At 62.7% G+C, this 17678-nt stretch carries 12 protein-coding genes; 5 read left to right on the top strand and 7 right to left on the bottom strand.

Annotated elements, in window-relative coordinates:
- Nucleotides 1-3 precede the first annotated feature (3 nt).
- Nucleotides 4-1746: a PTS fructose-like transporter subunit IIB gene (locus tag BT179_RS10300; RefSeq protein ID WP_072430739.1), complete on the top strand. Its 1743-nt coding sequence runs from the start codon at nt 4-6 to the stop codon at nt 1744-1746.
- A gap of 202 nt (nt 1747-1948) precedes the next feature.
- Nucleotides 1949-3490 carry an alkaline phosphatase D family protein gene (locus tag BT179_RS10295; RefSeq protein WP_072430740.1) on the top strand — a complete coding sequence of 514 codons (1542 nt, stop codon included), beginning with the start codon at nt 1949-1951 and terminating at the stop codon, nt 3488-3490.
- A 132-nt stretch (nt 3491-3622) separates the two neighbouring features.
- Here BT179_RS10295 and BT179_RS10290 read toward each other — a convergent pair whose 3' ends face one another.
- Nucleotides 3623-6148, bottom strand: a complete 2526-nt coding sequence (locus BT179_RS10290; protein WP_177305106.1) for a PepSY domain-containing protein — start codon at nt 6146-6148, stop codon at nt 3623-3625.
- Between the two features lie 190 nt (nt 6149-6338).
- The gene (locus tag BT179_RS10285) at nt 6339-8657 is read right to left on the bottom strand and encodes a TonB-dependent receptor (protein ID WP_072388510.1); all 2319 of its coding nucleotides are present in this window, start codon (nt 8655-8657) and stop codon (nt 6339-6341) included.
- A 209-nt stretch (nt 8658-8866) separates the two neighbouring features.
- On the opposite strand from BT179_RS10285, the gene BT179_RS10280 reads away from it, so the two are divergent.
- Nucleotides 8867-9547, top strand: a complete 681-nt coding sequence (locus BT179_RS10280) for a Fe2+-dependent dioxygenase (RefSeq protein WP_072430742.1) — start codon at nt 8867-8869, stop codon at nt 9545-9547.
- A gap of 3 nt (nt 9548-9550) precedes the next feature.
- Entirely contained in the window at nt 9551-10315 is a 765-nt protein-coding gene (locus BT179_RS10275) for a tetratricopeptide repeat protein (protein WP_072430743.1), read from the top strand.
- Nucleotides 10316-10403: 88 nt separating this feature from the next.
- On the opposite strand, the gene BT179_RS10270 is transcribed toward BT179_RS10275, so the two are convergent.
- The 5 genes from BT179_RS10270 to BT179_RS10250 all read right to left on the bottom strand — a co-directional run bounded on the left by BT179_RS10270 (nt 10404) and on the right by BT179_RS10250 (nt 15600).
- On the bottom strand, nt 10404-11567 hold the full coding sequence (locus tag BT179_RS10270; protein WP_072388504.1) for a type III PLP-dependent enzyme: 1164 nt from the start codon (nt 11565-11567) through the stop codon (nt 10404-10406).
- 412 nt (nt 11568-11979) lie between these two features.
- On the bottom strand, nt 11980-13137 hold the full coding sequence (locus BT179_RS10265; protein ID WP_072388502.1) for an osmoprotectant ABC transporter ATP-binding protein OsmV: 1158 nt from the start codon (nt 13135-13137) through the stop codon (nt 11980-11982).
- 123 nt (nt 13138-13260) lie between these two features.
- The gene (locus tag BT179_RS10260; protein ID WP_072388500.1) at nt 13261-13953 is read right to left on the bottom strand and encodes an ABC transporter permease; all 693 of its coding nucleotides are present in this window, start codon (nt 13951-13953) and stop codon (nt 13261-13263) included.
- 12 nt (nt 13954-13965) lie between these two features.
- Complete coding sequence (locus BT179_RS10255; protein WP_072388498.1) at nt 13966-14859, bottom strand: glycine betaine ABC transporter substrate-binding protein; 894 nt, start codon at nt 14857-14859, stop codon at nt 13966-13968.
- 24 nt (nt 14860-14883) lie between these two features.
- On the bottom strand, nt 14884-15600 hold the full coding sequence (locus BT179_RS10250; RefSeq protein WP_072388496.1) for an ABC transporter permease: 717 nt from the start codon (nt 15598-15600) through the stop codon (nt 14884-14886).
- A gap of 351 nt (nt 15601-15951) precedes the next feature.
- Between BT179_RS10250 and BT179_RS10245 the strand changes: the two genes are divergently transcribed.
- Nucleotides 15952-17535 carry a peptide chain release factor 3 gene (locus BT179_RS10245; protein WP_072388494.1) on the top strand — a complete coding sequence of 528 codons (1584 nt, stop codon included), beginning with the start codon at nt 15952-15954 and terminating at the stop codon, nt 17533-17535.
- Nucleotides 17536-17678 lie beyond the last annotated feature (143 nt).

Below are 17678 nucleotides of genomic sequence, written 5' to 3'. Positions count from 1 at the left end.
AGTATGAAACTAGCCATTGTGACGGCCTGCCCGAACGGCATGGTCACCAGTGTGTTGTGCGCCCGCCTGCTGGACGCGGCGGCCCAGCGCCAGGGATGGAGCACCAGCGTCGAGGTGCATGACGCGACCCATCCGGAACGCCAGTTGTCGACGGCGACCCTTGAAGCCGCCGAATGGATCTTGCTGGTTGCCAGCGGCCCGGTGGATCTGTCGCGATTCGTCGGCAAGCGGGTATTTCGCAGCACACCGGCCCAGGCCCTGCAGGACGTTGATGCGGTGCTGCGTCGTGGCGCCGTAGAAGCTGAGGTTCTGGGCGAGGCCGACGCGTTCGCACAAGAACCGGCGGCGTCGGCCGAGCGTGCCCCGCGCCTGGTTGCCATCACCGCATGCCCAACGGGCGTTGCCCATACCTTCATGGCCGCCGAAGCCTTGCAGCAGGCGGCGACGAAACTGGGCTACGACCTGCAGGTGGAAACCCAGGGCTCGGTCGGTGCGCGCAATCCGTTGAGCGCCGAGGCCATCGCCGAAGCGGACGTGGTGCTGCTGGCGACCGACATTGAAGTCGCCACCGAGCGGTTTGCTGGCAAGAAGATCTATCGTTGCAGCACTGGCGTGGCCTTGAAACAGGCCGAAGCGACGCTGAACAAAGCGCTGGTCGAAGGTCGCCAGGAAAGCGCCTCGAGCGGCGCCAGCGCCCCGGCCAAGTCGGAAAAGACCGGCGCCTACAAGCACCTGCTGACCGGCGTATCGTTCATGCTGCCGATGGTGGTGGCCGGTGGTTTGATGATCGCCTTGTCGTTCGTGTTCGGCATCGAGGCCTTCAAGGAGCCTGGCACCCTGGCGGCCGCGCTGATGCAGATTGGCGGCGACACGGCGTTCAAGCTGATGGTGCCGCTGCTGGCCGGCTACATCGCCTATTCCATCGCCGACCGTCCGGGCCTGGCGCCGGGAATGATCGGGGGAATGCTGGCAAGCACCCTGGGGGCCGGCTTCATCGGCGGCATCATCGCCGGTTTCCTGGCCGGTTATGCGGCCAAGGCGATCAATCGCTACGCCCGACTGCCCCAGAGCCTGGAAGCGCTCAAGCCGATCCTGATCATCCCGCTGCTGGCGAGCCTGTTCACTGGCCTGGTGATGATCTACGTGGTGGGCAAGCCAGTGGCGGGCATGCTGGATGCCCTGACCCATTTCCTCGATAGCATGGGCACCGCCAATGCCATTTTGCTGGGCGTGCTGCTGGGCGCGATGATGTGCATCGACCTGGGTGGGCCCATCAACAAGGCCGCCTACGCGTTTTCGGTGGGCCTGCTGGCTTCCCAGAGTTACGCACCGATGGCCGCGACCATGGCCGCCGGCATGGTGCCGCCGATTGGCCTGGGTATCGCCACCTTCATCGCCCGGCGCAAGTTCGCCCGGACCGAACGCGAGGCCGGCAAGGCGGCCCTGGTGCTGGGGCTGTGCTTCATCTCCGAAGGCGCCATTCCATTCGCCGCCAAGGACCCGTTGCGGGTGATTCCGGCCAGCATTGCCGGTGGTGCGCTGACCGGTGCGTTGTCGATGTACTTCGGCTGCAAACTCATGGCACCCCACGGCGGTCTGTTCGTGATGCTGATCCCCAATGCCATCAATCATGCGCTGCTGTACCTGCTGGCGATCGTGGCGGGTAGCTTGCTGACGGCGGTGGTGTATGCGTTGCTCAAGCGGCCTGAGGGGGTGGAAATGACGTTGGAGCCGGCCAAGGCCTGATCGCTTCTTTGAAACAATGAAATTCCCCTGTGGGAGCGAGCTTGCTCGCGATAGCGGTGTATCGGTGGACAACTGGGTTGCCTGACACTCCGCCATCGCGAGCACGCTAGCTCCCACATTGCTTTTGGGGCGGGCATGAATTCCCTGTCACACCCACTTCACACACCCATGCTTTAGTTTTCCCATTTCAAGGGAGAACACCATGAGCGAATTCGACCGGGGCCGTCGTCGTGTGATTCAAGCCGTGGGGGCGGGGTTGTTATTGCCGGGGCTGGCACCGGCAGTGATCGCTTCGGTGAAGGATCGTCCGCTGATCACCGACGGCGTGCAGTCCGGCGACTTGCGCGGTGACCGGGCGATGATCTGGAGCCGTTGCGATCGTCCGGCACGGATGGTGGTGCAATGGGATACCCGCAGCCGGTTCCACAACCCCCGGCAGGTCGTTTCGCCTGTGGTGGACAGCCGCAGCGATTTCACGGCGCGGGTGGAGCTCAGCGGATTGCCGCCCGACCAGGCTGTGTTCTATCGCGTGCGTTTCGAAGACGCCCAATACGGCGTTGCCAGCGAACCCTGGCTCGGTCACTTGCGCAGCGTGCCGCAATTCAAGCGCAACATCCGCTTTGTCTGGAGCGGCGATACCGTCGGCCAGGGCTTTGGTATCAACCCGGATATCGGTGGCATGCGGATCTACGAGGCCATGCGCCTGCGCCTGCCGGATTTTTTCATCCACAGCGGCGACACCATCTATGCCGACGGTCCGGTCCCGGCGCAGATCACCACCGAAGGCGGTCGTATCTGGCGCAACCTCACCACCGAAGCCAAGAGCAAGGTCGCCGAGACCCTGGATGAATACCGTGGCAACTATCGTTACAACCTGATGGACGAGAACCTGCGGCGCTTCAATGCCGAGGTGCCGCAGATCTGGCAATGGGACGACCACGAAGTGGTGAACAACTGGTCACCCGGTAAACAGCTGGATGAGCGCTACCAGACCAAGGACATCCACACCCTGGTGGGGCGTGCACGGCAGGCCTGGCTGGAATACGCGCCGATGCGCCTGCAGAAGGCCGACGGCGGCGGGCGGATCTACCGCAAGCTCGGCTATGGGCCGATGCTGGATGTCTTCGTGCTGGACATGCGCAGTTACCGCGAAGCCAACGACGCCAACCTGGGCGCAGCCAAACCGTTCCTTGGCCGCGAGCAGCTGAACTGGCTCAAGCGCGAATTGAAGCAGTCCCGTGCCCAATGGAAAGTCATCGCCGCCGACATGCCCATCGGCCTGGGTGTGCCTGACGGGGAGGTCAGCCCCGGTGTACCGCGCTGGGAGGCGGTTGCCAATGGTGACCCGGGCCAGGCCCAGGGGCGCGAGGTGGAAATCGCCGAGCTGCTCGGCTACTTGCGCAAGCATCAAGTGCGCAACTACGTCTGGCTGACCGCCGATGTCCATTATTGCGCCGCCCACCATTACCACCCGGAGCAGGCCGCATTCCAGGACTTCGAGCCGTTCTGGGAGTTTGTCGCCGGGCCCTTGAATGCTGGCAGCTTCGGACCCAACGCCCTGGACAAGACCTTCGGGCCCGAGGTGGTGTTCCAGAAGGCCCCGCCAGCGCAGAACACCTCGCCGTTCGCCGGCTACCAGTTCTTCGGTGAGGTGAACATCGACGGGCAGAGCGGGGAGATGAGCGTGGTGCTGCGGGATCTGCAAGGGGTGGCGGTATTCGAGAAGAAGTTGCAGCCGGTTTGAATGTCAGCCATGCAACGCCCCCTGTGGGAGCGAGCTTGCTCGCGATGGCAGTGTGTCAGTCAATGAGGCGTTGACTGAAGCTGCGCTATCGCGAGCAAGCTCGCTCCCACAGGGTCGATGTTGCGGCCAGGATCAGTAGACGTCCCGCCGATACCGCCCCTGCTCGATCAGCCGTTCCACGTCCTCGCGGCCCAGCACCAGGTTGAGCACGTGATCCACCCCTGACGCCATGCCCTGCAAGCTGCCGCAGACATAGATCACCGCGCCGTCGGCCATCCATTGCTTGAGCAGCGCGGCCGATTCCAGCAGGCGGTCCTGGACGTAGATTTTCTGTTCCTGATCCCGGGAAAAGGCCAGGTCCAGGCGCTCCAGGTCGCCGGAGGTCACCCATTCCTGCAACTCGTCGCGGCAGTGGAAATCGTGTTCGCGGTTGCGTTCGCCAAACAGCAACCAATTGCGCTGCATGCCCTCGGCGACCCGGGCCTTGAGCAGGCTGCGCAGGCCCGCCAGGCCCGTGCCATTGCCCAGCAGAATCATCGGTACGCCCTGGGGCGGCAGATGGAAACCGCTGTTGCGGCGCACGCGCAGGGTGATGGCGCTGCCCAGCAAGGCGTGTTCGGTGAGCCAGCCGGAGCCGATGCCCAGGCTGCCATCGGCGTGGCGTTCCTGGCGTACGATCAGCTCCAGCGAGCCATCGGCCGGGATCGAGGCGATGGAATATTCGCGTATGGCCAGGGGCGCCAATGCATCGAACAGGGCCTGGGCATGCAGTCCCACCAGGTGAGCGCGGTTGGCCGGCAACTGACGGGTGGCCAGGGCCTGTTCCAGGCTGTGCGGCAGGCCGTCGACCTGCACCTTGGCATTGCCGGCGATGCCCAGGCCATCGAGGAACTGCTCGATGGCCCAGCGGTCGTTGCGTGGCAACACCTGCACCAGGTCGCCGGCCAGCCAACTGCTCGGGCCAGGGGCGGTGAGCCCCAACAGGTACACGCCCGAGCCGCTGCTGTCGGGGTTGAGCAGAGTGCGCTGGTTCAACGTCCAGTTTTCGAAGTCGGGGGCTTTCCAGGTATCGGCCGGCGCCTGGCCGGTCAGTTCGGCCAATTGCTGCTGCCAGTGACGCAGGGCGTACGGGTCGCCGCTGTCGACTTCCACCGGGGCGAACAACGTCTTGCCGCCGTGCTCGGCCAACCAGGCGTGCAGGCGCCGGGCGAAGCCACAGAAGTTCTCGTACTGTCGATCCCCAAGGCCCAGCACCGAGTAGTGCAGGCGTTCCAGGCTCAGGGTCTGGCCCAGCACCTTGCGCTCGAACCCACGGGCGCTGTCCGGTCCTTCACCGTCGCCAAAGGTACTGACCACGAACAAGGCATGGGTGGAGTGGCTCAGGTCCTGTTCGCTGACGCCGGCCAGCGGCCGGACATTCACCGGCACCCCGGCGGCCTGGAGTTGACCGGCGGTCTGCCAAGCCAGTTGTTCGGCGAAGCCGCTCTGGCTGGCGAACCCGATCAGCCAGGCCGGCGCATCGCCGTGCTGGCTGGACAGCGCCTGGCGCGCCTGCCTGGCCTGGCGTTTCTTGCGACGACGGTCCAGGTACAGCAACCAGCCGGTAATGAAGAACAGTGGCATGGCCAGCGCGGCAACCGTCACCAGGATCCGCCCGGGCAGGCCGAAATAACTGCCGACATGCAGGGCATAGACGCTGGTCAGCAGTTGTGCCTTGAGGCTCTTGTCGCTGTAGCGGCTGTGTCGGGTGATGGCGCCGGTGGCCGGGTCGAGCATGATCTGGTTCAACGCGCGATCATGAGGCGAATTCTTCAGCAGGTAGAACACCGTCGCCGGTTGCCCGGCCACCGGTGGCATGCGTACGTTATAGGCGGACAGGTCCGGCCCTGCGAGGCTGTAGATGCTGCTCCACATGGCCCGGTAGTCGGCCACCGGCGGCGGGCCTTCCGGTGCCGGCCCCCGGTTGCGCACCCTTTCGTCCTTGGGTGAGTCGGAGAGCAGACGTGTCACGCCTTTGTTGTACCACTCGTACGACCAGGTCAGGCCGGTCAGGGCGGCCAGCAGGTAGAACACCAGGCACCAGGTGCCGGCCACCGAGTGCAGGTCCCAATTGAAGCCGCGGCCTTTCTTCGCCCAGTCGAGGGTCAGCCAGGCGCGCCAGTTCTTCCATTGCCTCGGCCAGCGCAGATAAAGCCCGGACAGGCAGAAGAACACCAGGATCAGCGTGCACGCCCCGGTGATCTGCCGGCCCACGTCATCCAGGGCCAGGATGCGATGCAGCTTGAGCACCAGGACAAAGAAGTCCTGGCCCACCACGTCGCCCATGAACTGGGCGTTGTAGGGATTGAAATAACGCATGGCCCCGCGTTTTTCCCCGGGCGGGGCGGTGAAGATCACCCGCGCGGCATTGCCGCTGTCGGTCTCGACCCAGAGCATGTTCACGGTCTTGCCGGAGGCGGCTTCGATCTGTTCCACCAGTTCGGCCGGCGGCAGGACGCCGGCCGGCTGTTTCGGGACCACCAGCACATGGGGGTTCAATGCCCTCAGGATCTCATCCTGGAACGACACCGCCGCACCGGTAATGCCCATGAATGCCAGGACCAGGCCGGCACTGATGCCAAAGAACCAGTGCAACTGGAACAGGGTTTTCTTCAACACATCGCTCGCCTTGTTCATGTATTACGTTTCATCACGGCGCGTATTATGCCGTGTGTTATCGAGAAGCATTCATAAACACGTATAAAAGCCCCGATCATTCGTATGAACGGGGCTCGGGCACGCTGTTGGCCGGCTGTTGGAAACATGTGGCGAGAGCAGGCTGCCTCGCCACGAGCCGTATGGCTGCCGGTCAGAAATGGAAGTTGGTGCTCACCAACGCGGTCCGTCCGGCTGCCTGGTTGGCGAAGTGGTTGCCCAGTGCCTTGTCGTAGTAGGTTTCGTCCGTCAGGTTCTGCACGTTGAGTTGCAGGTCCAGGTGCTTGCTGACCTTGTAGCTGGCCATGGCGTCGTAGCGCACATAGGAATCGACCATGGTGGTGTTGGCGACGTTGCCGAACACGTCGTCGACATAGAAGGCGCCGCCACCGAGGGTCAGCTTCGGTGTGACCGCATAGGTGGTCCAGACGCTGGCACTGTTTTTCGGCGTGTTGGGTAGCTGGTTGCCGTCGGTGACGCTCAAGGGGCCACCATCGACCTGTTCACTGTCCAGGTAGCTGTAGCCGGCGAACACCTGCCATTTATCCGTGATCTTGCCGCTGGCCGAAAGCTCGATGCCATCGACACGGGTCTTGCCAGCGTTCTCGTACGTGGTGGTATCGACCTGGACCCGCGCGTTTTCCTTCTCGGTGCGGAACACCGCGGCGGTCAACGACAGGCGGCTGCCCAGCAGGTCCCACTTGGTGCCGATCTCGTAGTTCTTGGTGGTTTCCGGCTCCATGTCGCTCTTGAGCAGGTTGCCGTTGCGGTCCGGCGTACCGCCCAGCGGATTGCCTTCCTGGCCTTCGCCAACCATGTTGCCCGGCGGTGTGGCCGAGGTGGCGTAGGAGACATAGAGGCTGGCGTTGTCCGCGGGTTTCCACACCAGGCCCAACTGACCGGTGACGAATTCGCTCACGTCATCGCCCTTGGACGTGGTGGTGCCGGCGGCGTTGTAGGTTTTGTATTTCGTGTCGAAGTGGTCGTAGCGCAGGCCCATGTTCAGCAGCCATTGCGGTGACAGCTCCAGGGTGTCGAATGCGTAGATCGCACGGGTGACGCTGGTGGTGTCGGTGCCGGCATAGTTGCGGGCAATCCTGCCGTTCCATGGATCGTCCGGGTTCGGGTTCGACAGCGACGTACAGTTGTAGCCGCTCGGTGCCCCGATCGTCGATGGCGTGCAGTTGGTGTTCGCGGCAGTCGTGCCGGGCACGGTGTCGGTGTTGACGGTATAGGAGGATTTCTCGCCTTTCTCGCGGCTCAGCTCGATGCCGGTGGAGAAACTGTTCTTGAAGCCGGCGATGTAGAAATCCCCGAACAGGTCGGTCTGGTTGGTGGTGGTATCGACATTGCTGACCCGGGTATTGGCCCGGCGCCAGACGCTGCCGTTGTTGACATTGCCCTTGCTGTCGTCGGGCTGGGTCAGGATGTAATCCTGCATGCTGGAGCCGTGGCGCAGGGTATTCTTGACGGTCAGCGCATCGTTCAGGTCGTGCTCGATGGCGAAGGTCGCCGTGTCGGTCCGGGTCTTGCGCATGTCACGGTCGGTCAGGCCGTAGAAGTTGCTGCTGTCGCCGCCGTCGTTGGGCTTGTCCGGATTGGACTTGTTGCGATCGGCCGTCCTGCCCGATGCGGGCATGGAGTAGGGGATGCCAGCATCCGGCAGATCATTGCTTTCCAAGTGGTAGTAGTCGAGGTTGACCCGGGTGTCGGTGCCCAGGCCGAACGCCAGCGAAGGGGCAACGCCCCAGCGGTCGTAGTTGATCTTGTCGCGGCCGGCGACGTTGCTTTCGTGGCTCATCAGGTTCAGGCGGCCGGCGGCGGTGTCGCTGAACTGGTAGTTGCCATCCAGGGTATAGCGCTGGGTCTGGTCGGTTCCCCAGGTGAAGCCACCGTCGAAGGAATTCCCCAGGTGCGCTTTTTTACTCACCAGGTTGATGGTGCCACCTGCGGCGCCGCGTCCGCCAATGGCCGAATTCGGGCCCTTGCTGACTTCAATGGACTCCACGGCAAAGATTTCACGGCTTTGCGAACCGGTGTCGCGCACGCCGTCCAGGTAAGTGTCACCCTGGGCATCGAAACCCCGGATGAACGGACGGTCCCCCTGGGGGTTGCCGCCTTCCCCGGCACCGAACGTAATGCCCGGCACTGTGCGCAATGCGTCCTGCATGTTGAGCGCGCCGGTGTCCTTGAGGACCTGCTGCGGGATGACCGTCACCGAGCGCGGCGTATCCACCAGCGGGGCGGTGTACTTGGGCGACGAGGCTTTCTCGACCTGATAGGAAGTGTTGTCCTGAATCTCGCCGGTGATGCTGGTGGCTTCCAGGGAAATGGCCTCGCGCGGGGCCTGCTCATCGTTGTTTTGTGCCGCTTGAACCATTTGTGTCACGGATGTCGCACTGAGGGCGACGCCGATGGCGGACGCCAGCAAACGCGGCGAATTGGCTGGTAATTGTATCGATTGACGCGACATGAAATTCCCCTCCCCAGGGTTTCGAGGCGGCGGAATATAGGGTAAATGGTTTTATATATCAATTGAGATACATTGCTATTTGAGATGGCTTTACATTTTATTCACACAGATTTCATACGGTTTTGAGTTCTGATACGTCATGGGGGTTGTACACGGTCAATAAGAATCACTATCATTTGCGCCCAATTTTATCCACAGGGCCCGATGTCATGTTGCTGCACATTCCCGGCGTGTTTTCTCCAAAAGAAGTGCAGCGCATCCGCGAGGCGCTGGAGCACACCGAGTGGGCGGATGGAAAGATCACCGCCGGCTATCAATCGGCCAAGGCCAAGCACAATCTGCAACTGCCCGAAGGCCATCCCCTGGCCAAGGAGATTGGCGCGGCCATGATCGAGCGGCTGTGGCAGAACCCTCTGTTCATGTCGGCGGCGATACCCCACAAAGTGTTTCCACCGCTGGTGAATTGCTACACCGCCGGCGGCAGTTTCGACTTTCACATCGACAACGCGGTGCGTCAGCCCAAGGGCAGCGCCGAGCGGGTCCGGACCGATCTTTCCGCCACGCTGTTTTTCAGTGATCCGCAGGACTACGACGGCGGCGAGCTGGAAATCCAGGACACCTATGGCACCCAGCGGGTCAAGCTGCCGGCGGGGGACATGGTGCTTTACCCAGGCACCAGCCTGCACAAGGTCAACCCGGTCACTCGCGGCGCGCGTTATGCCTCCTTCTTCTGGACCCAGAGCCTGGTACGCGAAGACAGCCAGCGAGCGTTGCTTTTCGAAATGGACGGGGCGATCCAGGAGCTGACCCGCGACATGCCCGACCACCCCTCGCTGATCCGCCTGACTGGCACCTACCACAATCTGCTGCGTCGCTGGGTAGAGGTATAGGGCATGGATTTGCGTCTGCGCCGCCAGCAGGTGCTCGACGCTAACGACTGGGCTGCCATGCTCGACGACAGCCCTTCGCGAGCGGCCCAGGCGATTCTGCTCGCCGCCGGCCAGGGCGTGCTCGATGCCCAGGCTTTGCTGGGGCAGATTCTGCTCGACGGCCGTGGCATCGCCCAGGACCAACCGCTGGCGGTGCGCTGGTTCGGCATCGCGGCCCGACGCGGACACCTGATGGCGCGCAATATGCTGGGGCGCTGTCATGAACACGGTTGGGGGTGCGCCAGCGATGCCGCCACCGCCGCAGCGCACTATCGCCTGGCCGCCGAGGCGGGGTTGGACTGGGCGATGTACAACTACGCCAACCTGCTGGCCACCGGGCGCGGCGTGATGCAAGACCAGGCTCAAGCCCTGGCCCTCTATCGGCGAGCCGCGGAGTTGGGCCATGCGAAGTCGATGAATCTCTTGGGGCGTTATCTGGAAGACGGTCGCCACTGTCCGGCGGATCCGTTGGCGGCAGCATACTGGTACCGGTGTTCGGCCGAGGCCGGCGATTTTCGTGGGCAGTTCAGCCACGGTTGCGTGCTGTTGGCGCAAGGACAGTTCGAAGAGGGCCTGGTGTGGTTGTGGCGTGCGCTGCACGCCGGCAATCTGAACTTCCTTCGCCGCGCCACGCCCATCCTGCAGGGCGCCCGGTTGCCCGGCCTGGGGGCACTCATCGAGGCCTACCAGGCGCGGCTGGGTGTATTGGAAGATTCGGCTCGCGCTTGAGCGCCAGGGGGGACATCGACCGGATCGCAGGCATGAAAAAAGCCCGTGACAACCGTCACGGGCTTTTTCAGCTCAGGCCAGCGACGCGTTATACGTAGTACGACTTCAGCGGCGGGAAGCCATTGAATTCCACGGCGCTGTAGCTGGTGGTGTAGGCTCCGGTCGAGAGCCAGTACAGGCGGTCGCCGATGGCCAGGTTCAGTGGCAGGCCATACTTGTAGTTCTCGTACATGATATCGGCGCTGTCGCAGGTCGGGCCGGCGATGACCACTTCTTCCATCTCGCCTTTCTTCTCGGTCCAGATCGGGAACTTGATGGCTTCGTCCATGGTTTCGATCAGGCCGGAGAACTTGCCCACGTCCGTGTACACCCAACGCTCCACCGCGGTGCGGGACTTGCGCGCCACCAGCACCACTTCACTCACCAGGATGCCAGCGTTGGCGATCAGCGAGCGGCCTGGCTCGAGGATGATTTCCGGCAGATCTTCGCCGAAGTCTTCCTTGAGGAAGCGGATGATTTCCTCGGCATAGGTTTCCAGGCTGTTGGTGCGGGTGATGTAGTTGGCCGGGAAGCCACCGCCCATGTTGATCAGCTTCAGGACGATGCCATCTTCTTCCTTCAGACGCTCGAAGATCACCTTGACCTTGGCGATCGCCGCGTCCCAGACGCTGATATCGCGCTGTTGCGAGCCGACGTGGAACGAGATGCCGTACGGTTCCAGGCCCAGGTCACGGGCCAGGATCAGCAGGTCCATGGCCATGTCGGTCTGGCAACCGAACTTGCGCGACAGCGGCCAGTCTGCGGTGGTCGAGCCTTCGGTGAGGATGCGGACATAGACTTTCGAGCCCGGCGCGGCCTTGGCGATGTTGCGCAGGTCGGCTTCGGAGTCGGTGGCGTACAGGCGCACGCCCTTGTCGTAGAAGTAGCGGATGTCCCGGGATTTCTTGATGGTGTTGCCGTAGCTGATCTGCTCGGGTCCCACACCGCGGCTCAAGACCTTGTCCAGCTCGTAGATCGAGGCGATGTCGAAGTTCGAACCCTTTTCCTTGAGCAGGTCGATGATTTCCACCGCCGGGTTGGCCTTGACGGCGTAGTAGACCTTGGCGAATTCGAAACCGGCGCGCAGGTCGTCATAGGCCTGGGCGATCATCGCGGTGTCGATCACTACGAACGGGGTTTCCTGCTTGTCGGCGAAAGCCTTCATTTTCTGAAAGGTTTCGCGCGCGAAATAATCTTCGACCTGGATCGACATACGTTGGGACTCCTACTGGCAAACATCAGGATCAATGGGTTTGAGGGCTGGCAGCCCTCGTGAACGTCCTCCGTATCCCCACTTTGGTTCGCCTACTTCCCAAGGCATGTCGCCGAAAGCAAAAAGGCCATGGGACGCATGTTCCCTTGGCCTTGCTGTCTCGTCGTCAGTACTTGAGCCGGATGGATCGTTTCCAGCATGGACGTTCGGCGCGAACTTTAGGGCGTGAGGGGCCTGAGATCAACTAAAAATGTCGCGTTTTTGCACGCGTCTGTCGTGCGGCGCGCGACAGCTCCTGATGTAACCGACCTGTGTGACGGATTGATGTTCCCGCTGGATGGATAATCGGTGCGTTTCGGGCAGAGACACCATTTTGGTGACCGCCCCGGAAACTGTGGGTTCGTTGGGGTGATCAGACCTGCGCAATCTCCGCCGGCGAAACGATGCTGGTCTTGCCCCCACGGGACTTACCGGAACTCAGGTACTCGGCGATGGATTCCTGGGTCACTTCTCCGAGGAACACCCGCTCGGCGTCCATGACCGGCAGCCACGAGCGGTTGAACTCGTACATGCGCGACAGCAGGATCCGCAGGTGCTCGTCATACGCCGCCGTGGCATTGAACTCACGCAGGAACTGGGCGCAGGTGCCGGTCTGGCGATGCAGGTCGCGACGTCGGACATAACCCAGGGCCTTGTTCTGGGCACAGGTGACCACCACGTAGCGGCGGTCGTGCTCGTCCATCAGCTCCAGCGCTTCGGCCACCGGCGTTTGCGGGCTGACCGACGGCGCGTTGTCCGCCGCGTCCTCGGCCTTGACCAGCAGCAGGCGCTTGAGGGTGCTGTCCTGGCCGACGAAGTTGCTGACAAACTCATCCGCCGGATGTGCCAGCAGGGTGTCCGGGTGATCGCACTGGATCAGCTTGCCGGCACGGAAGATCGCAATCTTGTCCCCCAGCTTGAGGGCTTCGTCGATGTCGTGGCTGACCATGATCACGGTCTTGTTCAGTGCCCGCTGCATCTCGAAGAACTCGTTCTGGATCATCTCGCGGTTGATCGGGTCCACCGCGCCGAAGGGTTCGTCCATCAGCAGCAACGGCGCATCGGCCGCCAGGGCGCGGATCACCCCGATCCGCTGCTGCTGGCCACCCGACAGTTCACGGGGATAACGATGCAGGTACTGCTTGGGCTCGAGCTTGATCATGCTCATCAGCTCGCGGGCGCGGTCGTGACATTTGTGCTTGTCCCAGCCCAGCAGGCGCGGGACCACGGTGATGTTTTCCTCGATGGTCATGTTCGGGAACAGGCCGATCTGCTGGATCACGTAGCCGATGTTGCGGCGCAGGGTCACTTCGTCCAGGTTGGTAGTGTCTTCGCCGTTGATCAATACCTTGCCCGAGGTGGGCGGGATCAGGCGATTGATCATCTTCAAGGTGGTGCTCTTGCCACAGCCCGACGGCCCGAGGAACACGCAGATCTCGCCTTCGTTGACGGTCAGGTTCACCGAGTCCACGGCCTTGACGTCCTTGCCGTTGCTCTTGAAGGTTTTGCTGAGGTTTTGAAGTTCGATCATTTGAGGAGTCCTGTATAGGGGGTGTTCGCCGCAAATGACGGGCGCGTTGGAGCCGAGCCCCACAAAGCGCAATCCGTCGTTGCTCGTCGTTCATTTGAAAAAACCAAACTTCTCTCCTCGCGCCTAGTCTTGCGCTTTGTGGGGCGTCGGCGCGCCCGTCATTTGCGGCGAACACCCCCTACTTGTCAGCGAGCGTTGCAGCCATTGCAGGAGCAGGTCGGCGAAGATGGCCAGGAGACTGACCAGCACGGCGCCGACGATCAGCATCGACATGTCGCTGCGGCTGATGGAAGCGAGGATGAGCACGCCCAGGCCACCGGCGCCGATGGTGGCGGCGATGGTCATGACGCCGATGTTCATGACCACGGCGGTGCGCACACCGGCCAGGATCACTGGCACGGCGATGGGCAGTTCGACCATGCGCAGGCGCTGGCCAAAGGTCATGCCGATGCCTCGGGCGGCTTCACGGATGCCCGGCTCCACGCCCGTGAGGGCCAGGTAGGTGTTGCGCATGATGGGCAACAGGGAATAAAGGAACACTGCGGTGATCGCCGGCAGCGGTCCCAGGCCCTGGCCGAAAGTGGAATAGAACGGCAGCAGCAGGCCGAACAGGGCAATCGACGGAATCGTCAGCAGTACGGTGGCGCTGGCCTGCAACGGGCCGGCGAGGGCAGGGAAACGGGTCATGAAAATGCCCAGCGGTACGCCGATGACGATCGCCAGGGTCACGGCAATGCCGACCAGGGTGATGTGTTGCCAGGTCAGGTGCAGGACCTGTTGCCAGTCGAGATGGGAAAAGGCGTTCAATAATTCCATGACTTTTCCTCCTCAGTCGATTGGGTGTTGGCGCAGGAAATCGGCGGCGACAGCGGAAGGGCTCTCGTGGTCGACGTCCACACGGGCGTTGAGCTGGCGCATGGTCTGGTCATCGAACAGTTCGGCCAGTGGCTTGAGCTGGGCAGCCAGTTGCGGATGCGCGTCAAGGAAGGCTTGGCGCACCACCGGCGCGGCGGTGTAGTCGGGGAAGTAGTGCCTGTCGTCTTCCAGCAGTTTCAGCTTGAAGGCGTTCAGCCGGCCATCGGTGGTGTAGACCAGCCCGGCGAATACCTGGCTGTTGCGCAGCGCGGTATAGACCAGGCCCGCATCCATCTGCCGAATGTTCTTGCGGGTCAGGTTCATGCCGTACTGTTCCACCATGCCCGCCAGACCGTCGGAGCGGTTGGCGAATTCGGTATCCAGCGCCACCAGGTGATTGTCGTCGGCTTCGGCCTGCAGCACGGCGTTGAGCTGACTGATGTTGTTGATCTGCGGGTACTGCCGGGCGACTTTCTCGGGCAAGGCCAGTGCGTAGGTGTTGCTGAATTTCGACGGCGAAAGCCAGACCAGGCCTTTTTTCGCATCGAGTTCTTTCACCCGGGCATAGGACTGGGCGCTGTCGAGTTTTTCCGTGACATGGTTGTAGGACACCAGTGACACCCCGGTGTATTCCCAAAGCAGGTCCAGTTGCCCGGTCTCATGGGCGCTGCGGGCCAGGTTGCTGCCCAGGCCGCCGGTGATCTGCGCGTCGTAGCCTTTGGCGCGCAGGTACTGGGCAGTGATTTCCGCCAGCAGGGTCTGTTCGGTGAACACCCGGGCGCCGAGGCGGATCAGTGGTTTTTCCGCGCCCTGGGCTATCCCTGCGAACAGCAGCAGGCAGCCCAGCAACAAGCTTGTCTTCTTCATCACGATTCCTTTATCCAACCCGGTTTATGACGGGCGCAGGCCGCGTTCCAGCCAGAGGCGGCTGGCCAGTGTCACCAGGCCGTCGAGCAGCAGCGCCAACAGGGCGGTGCAGGCCGCGCCGAGCAGCAGTTGCGGCTGGTTGTTCAAGGCGATGCCGGGGAAGATCAGGCTGCCGAGGCTGTTGGCGCCGATCAGGAAGGCCAGCGGTGCGGTGCCGACGTTGATGGCCAGTGCCACGCGCACGCCGCCGACGATGATCGGCACGGCGTTGGGCAGCTCGACTTTCCACAGCACCTGGCGCGGGGTCATGCCGATGCCGGTGGCGGCTTCCTTGAGAGAACCCTGGACGTTCTTCAGACCCTCATAGGTGTTGCGCACGATGGGCAGCAGCGAGGCGAGGAACAGGGCGAAGATGGCGGGCCCGCTGCCGATGCCCAGGATGCCCAGGGCGATGGCCAGTACGGCCAGGGGCGGCACGGTGTTGCCGATGTTGAACAGTTGCATGAAGCGCTCGGCGCGCCCGGCCATGGCGGGACGGCTGAGGACGACGCCGGCGGGAAGGCCGACGACCAGGGCCGCCAGCATGGAAACCACGACCAGCATCAGGTGAGCCTGGAGATAGAACAGCAAGTCGTCGCGATAATGTTGGATCGTATCGATGCCGATCCAGTGGACCAACAGGGCCAGGAGCGCGACGACGACCACGCCTCCTGTCAGCCCTTTGCCATAGCGGATAGCCACAGGCGGACTCCTTTTTCTTTCGGTCGGCACCCGCTTTCCCTGGCGGCAGCCCCATGAGGGGTGTCGGGAAAAGGGGCGCGAGAAGCGGCTCTGCCAATGCCGGCGAACGGCAGGTCATTGGAGCCATGAGCGCAGCCTCGCCAGGCTAACGTGCTGATTTTTCAGGCCCTGGCGAAGCCGTAACAGGGGAGTGGACGTGCGTGCTGTCGAAAAGGTTCCCTCCCGGGATGTCGTCGGGCTCCGGCAGATTGGGCGTCCGGGCGGGGGCTGCCCTTACGTACGGTGGTCCAGGGCAGTGGTTTTGGGCTATACTCGCCGCCCTTTTTTGAACCACCTGCCAGGCGATTTCCCATGACCAAACAGGCCGCCGAAGTCGCGAAACGCCGCACTTTCGCCATTATTTCCCACCCCGACGCGGGTAAGACCACCATCACCGAAAAGCTCTTGCTGATGGGCAAGGCCATTGCGGTCGCCGGCACGGTGAAATCCCGCAAGTCCGACCGTCATGCCACCTCCGACTGGATGGAGATGGAAAAGCAGCGGGGTATCTCGATTACCACGTCGGTGATGCAGTTCCCGTATCGCGATCACATGATCAACCTGCTCGACACCCCGGGCCACGAAGACTTCTCCGAGGATACCTACCGCACCCTGACGGCGGTGGACTCGGCGCTGATGGTCCTCGACGGCGGTAAGGGCGTCGAGCCGCGGACCATCGCCCTGATGGACGTCTGCCGCCTTCGCGATACCCCGATCGTCAGCTTCATCAACAAGCTCGACCGCGACATCCGTGATCCGATCGAGCTGCTCGACGAGATCGAAGCGGTGCTCAAGATCAAGGCGGCGCCGATCACCTGGCCGATCGGCTGCTACCGCGACTTCAAGGGCGTGTACCACCTGGCTGGCGACTACATCATCGTCTACACCGCCGGTCACGGCCACGAGCGCACTGAAACCAAGATCATCGAACGCCTGGACTCCGACGAGGCGCGCGCGCACCTGGGGGACGAGTACGAACGCTTCATCGAGCAACTGGAGCTGGTGCAGGGCGCCTGCCACGAATTCGACCAGCAGGCCTTCATCGACGGCCAGATGACGCCGGTGTTCTTCGGCACCGCCCTGGGCAACTTCGGCGTGGACCATGTGCTCGATGCCGTGGTGGACTGGGCCCCGCGTCCACTGCCACGGGTTGCCAACGAGCGCACCGTGGAACCGGTGGAGGAGAAGTTCTCGGGCTTCATCTTCAAGATCCAGGCGAACATGGACCCCAAGCACCGCGACCGTATCGCGTTCATGCGCATCTGCTCGGGCAAATACGAGAAAGGCATGAAGATGCGCCACGTGCGCACCGGCAAGGACGTGCGCATCGGCGACGCCCTGACCTTCTTCTCCTCGGAACGCGAGCAGCTGGAAGAAGCCTTCGCCGGTGACATCATCGGTTTGCACAACCATGGCACCATCCAGATCGGCGACACCTTCACCGAAGGCGAAACCCTGGGCTTCACCGGCATCCCGCACTTCGCCCCGGAGCTGTTCCGCCGCGTACGCCTGAAGGACCCGCTCAAGTCCAAGCAGCTGCGCCAGGGCTTGCAGCAACTGGCCGAAGAGGGTGCCACCCAGGTGTTCTTCCCGGAGCGCAGCAACGACATCATCCTCGGCGCCGTGGGTGTGCTGCAGTTCGATGTGGTCGCCAGTCGCTTGAAAGAGGAATACAAGGTCGAATGTTCCTATGAGCCGATCACCGTGTACTCGGCCCGCTGGGTCGATTGCAGCGACAAGAAGAAGCTCGAGGAATTTTCCAACAAGGCCGTGGAAAACCTGGCATTGGACGGTGGCGGTCACCTGACCTACCTGGCACCGACCCGGGTCAACCTGGCGCTGATGGAAGAGCGCTGGCCGGATGTGAAATTCCGCGCGACCCGCGAGCATCACTAAACGTCAAAGCGGCAAAAAATGGGGGGGCTGGCCTGGCTCCCCCCATTCCAAGTCCATCCAGGCGATACCGTCGAATCGCCGAAAAATCCCATCAGATCCGAATCTGTGCGTCATAGGGGCCTGCCTCCGTGGCTTGCCTCCCC

Source organism: Pseudomonas sp. NFACC43 (assembly GCF_900119645.1).
In the GTDB taxonomy this organism is placed as follows: Bacteria; Pseudomonadota; Gammaproteobacteria; order Pseudomonadales; family Pseudomonadaceae; genus Aquipseudomonas.
This window is presented reverse-complemented; position numbering and strand designations above follow the sequence as displayed.

Coding starts and splice junctions, on each gene's coding strand:
- BT179_RS10260 (WP_072388500.1), bottom strand. CDS start 13,953: ATGGAATTATTGAACGCCTTTTCCCATCTCGACTGGCAACAGGTCCTG.
- BT179_RS10270 (WP_072388504.1), bottom strand. CDS start 11,567: ATGTCGATCCAGGTCGAAGATTATTTCGCGCGCGAAACCTTTCAGAAA.
- BT179_RS10300 (WP_072430739.1), top strand. CDS start 4: ATGAAACTAGCCATTGTGACGGCCTGCCCGAACGGCATGGTCACCAGT.
- BT179_RS10295 (WP_072430740.1), top strand. CDS start 1,949: ATGAGCGAATTCGACCGGGGCCGTCGTCGTGTGATTCAAGCCGTGGGG.
- BT179_RS10265 (WP_072388502.1), bottom strand. CDS start 13,137: ATGATCGAACTTCAAAACCTCAGCAAAACCTTCAAGAGCAACGGCAAG.
- BT179_RS10280 (WP_072430742.1), top strand. CDS start 8,867: ATGTTGCTGCACATTCCCGGCGTGTTTTCTCCAAAAGAAGTGCAGCGC.
- BT179_RS10285 (WP_072388510.1), bottom strand. CDS start 8,657: ATGTCGCGTCAATCGATACAATTACCAGCCAATTCGCCGCGTTTGCTG.
- BT179_RS10255 (WP_072388498.1), bottom strand. CDS start 14,859: ATGAAGAAGACAAGCTTGTTGCTGGGCTGCCTGCTGCTGTTCGCAGGG.
- BT179_RS10245 (WP_072388494.1), top strand. CDS start 15,952: ATGACCAAACAGGCCGCCGAAGTCGCGAAACGCCGCACTTTCGCCATT.
- BT179_RS10275 (WP_072430743.1), top strand. CDS start 9,551: ATGGATTTGCGTCTGCGCCGCCAGCAGGTGCTCGACGCTAACGACTGG.